The sequence below is a fragment of the Kitasatospora sp. NPDC059408 genome (assembly GCF_042751525.1).
Lineage (GTDB): Bacteria > Actinomycetota > Actinomycetes > Streptomycetales > Streptomycetaceae > Kitasatospora.
Genome location: NZ_JBHYWI010000174.1, coordinates 1 through 4,308, shown reverse-complemented (window position 1 = coordinate 4,308; position 4,308 = coordinate 1). Strand labels below are relative to the sequence as shown.

The window sequence follows — 4,308 nt, the reverse complement described above, 5'->3', positions numbered from 1 at the left end:
TACATTCCGAACCCGGAAGCTAAGCCTCACAGCGCCGATGGTACTGCAGGGGGGACCCTGTGGGAGAGTAGGACGCCGCCGAACAATCATTCCAAAAAGACCCACTCCCGATCGGGAGTGGGTCTTTTTGCGTTTCCGGTGATTTTCCGGAGAGGCTCAGTTGTCGTCCTCGCTGTCCTGGCCGTCCTGGCCGTCCGGGGCCTGCGGGTTCACCTGGGCGTTCGCCGACGGTTGGGCTTGTGCCGGCGCCTGGGTTGGTGCCTGAGCCGGGGCCTGAGCTTGGGCCGGCGCCTGTGCCTGGGCCGGGGCCTGGGTGGGCGCCGCGGGCGCGGACGGCGCGGCCGTGCCCCACTTCGGCCGGCTGAGCCATTGACCGGCGCTGTTGGTGAGCCGGGCGACCCCGGTACCGTCCGGCTGCATGCTGTAGAGGTCGGCGGTCGCGCCTGCGGGGGCCTGGGCGAAGACGATCGACCGGCCGTCGGGCGCGTAGGAGGCGGCGCCGTAGTAGGCGTCGGAAGGGGCGGGAGTGAGGGCGGCGATGGCGCTCCCGTCGGGGTGGACGGTGTAGATGCCGCCGCCGGGCGCGTTCTCGGGGCCGGCCGGGTAGGTGGTGAAGAGGATCTGGCTGCCGTCCGGGGACCAGCTCGCGCGGTCGCCGGCGCGGAGCTCCCAGGGGGTGAGCTGACGCAGGCCCGTCCCGTCGGTGTTGACGACGTACACGGCCCGGGAGTTGGCGGGCTGTCCGCTCGCGCCGGTGCGGTACTCGAAGGCGAGGCGCTTGCCGTCGGGGGACCAGCTGGGGTTCCCGACCTCGCCGGAGTACGGCTTGTCGTTGGTGAGGAAGGTGAGGCGCTGGACGTTGGTGCCGTCCGGGGCCATCAGGTAGAGGTCGGAGTACTGGATCTGGGTGGTGTTGTTGCCGGCCGGGTTGACGGCGCCCCAGGAGCGGCTGAACGCGAGCTGCGTGCCGTCGGGGGAGTAGGCGGGGGCGCGTTCGTCCTCGTTGCTGCAGTCGGCGGTGCCGTTCTCGCAGAGCTGGCCGATCTGGCGCTCGCCGTCGCCGCTCGCGGCGACCGTCCAGAGTCGGGCGGTGCCGGTCTGAGGGTCGGTGCGGTCGAAGGTGATGGTGCTGCCGTCGGGGGACCAGTCGGGACGGTCGTCGCGGGCGCGGGCGGGCGGCTGGGTGACCTGGTGTTCGCCGCTCCCGTCGGGGCCGACGGTGACGATGGCGCTGGTGGTGCGGCCGGGATCGACGAACGCCCGGCCGGCGATCAGGCCGTTGTGTGCCGCCACCGCGGCGGCGCCGGTGGCACCGGCCGCGGCGCCGACGACGCCGGGGGTGGGGGAGGCGGTCGTCGGCTCGGGCGTGGCGGTGGGGCTCTCGGGCCGGATCTCGGAGAGCGGGATCTCGCCGGGCTCGGCTCCGCAGCCGGCGAGCAGGGTGCCCAGCAGCAGAAGGCCCGCACCGGCGCTTGCGCGGGTGCGGGCCCTGGTCGTGGCTGACTGCCCTGTGCCGGTCATCCGCGTCATCTCCGTCTCCGGCCTCGCGGCCGCTCCGACTCTCGCTCCGTCGCCGATTCAGGACGAAGGCCCCCGAACGGGTCTGTCACTGTGTCAGACGAGAGGTGTCGGCAGCCGGGCGACACGCGTCGGAGCGCGTTCGCTCGGCCACACGGAGTAATGGCGGAGTGGGGGCGGCAGACAGGGGGAGCGACGGACCCGGGCGGTGAAGGGCCGGGGACCGGTCGGCGGGCTCAGCCCTTGGCGGCGCGGCGCTCGGCCTTGGCGAGGGCCTCCGCCTCGTCCTCGGCCTCGGCGACCTCCAGGGTGGGCGCGGTGCCGCCCAGCTGGGCCGGCAGCCACCAGGTGTCGTCCGGGCCGGAGGGCTTGCCGGGGTACTCGCGCTGGGCGCGGTCGAGCATCTCGCTCATCGCGGCGCGCAGTCTCCGGGTGACCATGACCGGCTTGTCGCCGGCGGTGAGGTGGATCGGCTCGCCGATCATGATGGTGACGGGGACGTGCCGCTTGGTCAGGGTCTTCGGACGGCCCTTGGTCCAGAGCTGCTGGGTGCCCCACAGGACGACGGGCAGCAGCGGGGTGCCGGAGTCGGCGGCCATGCGGGCGGCGCCGGTCTTGAACTTCTTCAGCATGAACGAGCGGCTGATGGTCGCCTCGGGGAACACCCCGACGACCTCGCCGGCCTTGAGGGCGCGCACCGCGGCCTCGTAGGCGGGCTGGCCGTCGGTCCGGTCGACCGGGATGTGCTTCATGCCGCGCATCAGCGGGCCGGAGACGCCGTGCTTGAAGACGTCGTCCTTGGCCATGAAGCGGGTCTTGCGCTTGCCGCCGCGGTAGGCGCCGAGGCCGGCGAAGAGGAAGTCGAGGTAGCTGATGTGGTTGCTGACCAGCACGGCTCCGCCCTTGGCGGGGATGTGCTCGGCACCCACGATCTTGATGCGCACGTCGAGCGCGCGGAAGGCGGTGAGTGCGGCGCCGATCACCGGCGGGTAGACGAACTCTGCCACGGTCAGTCCTGACTTCCACGGGCCGGGGCCCGGTACGGCGGGGACCCGCGCCGTTGCGCGGGGGCCGACCGGAGCACGGCACGCCGCGGCGGTCACGGGTGATACACGGAGATGATCCCCCGAACGAGTGCCTGCTGTCACCTGAGGCGTGCCGTCAAGCGGATATTCGCCGTGTGATATCGGTGATGAATCGAGGTGGGAACTTTTCCCGGTCGGGTCAGGCCACGACGTCGGGGCGGCCCTGGGCACGGCGGATCAGCAGGTACATCTCGCAGCCGAGGCAGTAGCCGAACGCGGCGTTGAGGAAGGTCGCGGCCAGGGCGAACGCGGTGGTGAGCAGGCCGAGCCAGGGGACGGCGCTGAGGAAGCCGAGGCTGCCGACGGCGGCGAAGACCAGGCCCACGCCCTGGGCGAAGCGCGGCGGGCGCTCGTCCTCGGTCGCGGTGGGCGGCGCCAGGTGGGGGCGGACGAAGGTGCGGTAGAGCCAGCCGTAGGGGGAGAGACGCAGGCCGCCGAACGCGGGGAGTGCGAAGACGGCGGCCTGGAGGGCGAGGAGCGAGCCGCTGCCGGTGATCAGCACGGCGGCGAGGACGATCGCGCTGAGCGCGGCGGAGAAGCGGGGGCCGCGGGGGTCTATCTGCACAGGGGCTCCGGGAGGGTCGCGACGGGCGGCGGCGGGGGGGGCGCGTGCGGACGGCGCGTCAGCGACGGTGACAGCGGGAGGCGGTGGCCCGGCCCAGGGCGACATGGCGGCGGGAGGTCGGTATCGGCGGCTGCGAAGGGCGGTCGGAATCCACTCGCCGATGCTACGCGGGCCGAGCGTCGGCGGGCGACCTGTCTATGACAATCCGCTTTTGGGATGAGCATGAGACTGCCGCAGACTGGGGGTGGGCGGGTCCTTTGGCTGTGCGTCACCGGGTCGCCGGTGGCGGCGGTGGGGCGCGAGCTGCTGCTGGTGAAGGTGCGACGGGAGGTCGAAGGTGTCCACCGAGAACGGGACGGTCCGGCTGTCGGAGGCGGAGCTGGGCGGGGCGCTGGGGGAGCGGGCAACGCTCGTCCAGTTCTCGACGGCGTTCTGCCAGCCCTGCCGGGCGACCCGGCGGGTGCTCGCGGAGGTGGCCGGCATGGTCGACGGCGTCGCGCACATCGAGGTGGACGCGGAGGAACGGCTGGAGCTGGTGCGCCGGCTGGAGATCCTGCGGACGCCGACCGTGCTCGTCCTGGACGCCGGTGGGCGCGTCGTGCGACGGGCGGCCGGGATGCCGCGCAAGGCGGACGTGATCGCGGCGCTCGGGTGGGCGGTCTGAGCACGTGACGGCGAACAGATGACAGATAACAGATAACAGATTTCGTTATCTGTTATCTGTTATCTGTCATCGGCTATCTGTTCGCCGTCGCCGGTTCGTCGTCGGCGCCGGGAATCCCGCCGCGGATGTGCCGCCCCGTCGGGTGGTGTCGGGGGCGGGCTGGGGCAGGATGGGCGCAGGCGGTGGTGCAGCCCTCCCGGCGTAAGCTACTGGCCAGTAGTGACCACTGGGCTACCGGCGAGTATGCTGCCAGGAAGTTCCGGACCGGCACGGGAAATCCGCTGCCCGGAGCAGGTGCGAACCATGTTCGCACCGGCTTGCACAGCCGCAGCCGCCGGACGAGACCAGTACAGGAGACAGGCCGTGAGCTTGAGGATCGTTGTCTGTGTGAAGCACGTGCCGGACGCGACGGGTGACCGTCGTTTCGCGGACGACCACACCACCGACCGGGAGGGCGTGGACGGCCTCCTGTCGGA

At 72.0% G+C, this 4,308-nt stretch carries 4 protein-coding genes, 1 rRNA gene and 1 pseudogene; 3 read left to right on the top strand and 3 right to left on the bottom strand.

Going from position 1 to position 4,308, the window contains the following annotated elements; genetic code table 11:
• A 5S ribosomal RNA gene (rrf, locus tag ACFXDE_RS43700) occupies window positions 1-84 on the top strand; the annotation flags it as partial.
• 72 nt (window positions 85-156) lie between these two features.
• Here rrf and ACFXDE_RS43695 read toward each other — a convergent pair.
• From ACFXDE_RS43695 to ACFXDE_RS43685, 3 genes are all read right to left on the bottom strand, one after another.
• The gene (locus tag ACFXDE_RS43695) at window positions 157-1,521 is read right to left on the bottom strand and encodes a TolB family protein (RefSeq protein WP_380499776.1); all 1,365 of its coding nucleotides are present in this window, start codon (window positions 1,519-1,521) and stop codon (window positions 157-159) included.
• 233 nt (window positions 1,522-1,754) lie between these two features.
• Window positions 1,755-2,525 (bottom strand): lysophospholipid acyltransferase family protein, encoded by a 771-nt coding sequence (locus ACFXDE_RS43690; RefSeq protein WP_380499775.1) that lies wholly within the window; start codon window positions 2,523-2,525, stop codon window positions 1,755-1,757.
• Window positions 2,526-2,742: 217 nt separating this feature from the next.
• The gene (locus ACFXDE_RS43685) at window positions 2,743-3,168 is read right to left on the bottom strand and encodes a DUF4395 domain-containing protein (RefSeq protein ID WP_380449059.1); all 426 of its coding nucleotides are present in this window, start codon (window positions 3,166-3,168) and stop codon (window positions 2,743-2,745) included.
• A 337-nt stretch (window positions 3,169-3,505) separates the two neighbouring features.
• Here ACFXDE_RS43685 and ACFXDE_RS43680 point away from each other — a divergent pair, with 337 nt between their 5' ends.
• Window positions 3,506-3,832 carry a thioredoxin family protein gene (locus tag ACFXDE_RS43680; protein WP_380499774.1) on the top strand — a complete coding sequence of 109 codons (327 nt, stop codon included), beginning with the start codon at window positions 3,506-3,508 and terminating at the stop codon, window positions 3,830-3,832.
• A gap of 363 nt (window positions 3,833-4,195) precedes the next feature.
• Window positions 4,196-4,308, top strand: a pseudogene (locus ACFXDE_RS43675) (electron transfer flavoprotein subunit beta); the annotation flags it as partial.